Source organism: Oleiphilus sp. HI0123, assembly GCF_001635315.1.
Genome location: NZ_LWGE01000902.1, coordinates 1 through 391, shown reverse-complemented (window position 1 = coordinate 391; position 391 = coordinate 1). Strand labels below are relative to the sequence as shown.

Annotated in this window: 1 protein-coding gene; it reads right to left on the bottom strand. The window is 47.6% G+C overall.

Going from position 1 to position 391, the window contains the following annotated elements:
- Positions 1 to 69 precede the first annotated feature (69 nt).
- Positions 70 to 391: tRNA (guanosine(46)-N7)-methyltransferase TrmB (trmB, locus tag A3761_RS07790; RefSeq protein WP_068750078.1), on the bottom strand; the 322-nt coding region annotated here is incomplete at its 5' end.

Here is a 391-nt window from a genome sequence, read left to right as displayed (position 1 = left end):
TTATCGTGCCCTGACATACATACAAACCTTGTTTTAGCTATTATTGCTTCTTATGAAGACTCTATGTATTTAAGCAATACGTCGGTAGAGCAAATCCCAAACACCATGCCCTAAACGCTGACCGCGCTTTTCAAACTTAGTTAAGGGGCGGTTTTCAGGGCGTTCAGAGTATTGCCCGGCTCCGGCCACGTTTTCATAGCCTGGCGCGGCTTCCATCACTTCCATCATATGTTCTGCGTAAGGCTCCCAGTCTGTTGCCATATGGAAGACACCTCCGATTTCAAGCTTTGACCTGATTCGCTCAGCAAACTCGCTCTGTACAAGGCGACGTTTATTATGGCGTGCTTTATGCCATGGGTCGGGAAAGAAAAGCTGTAGGCGACTAACGGAA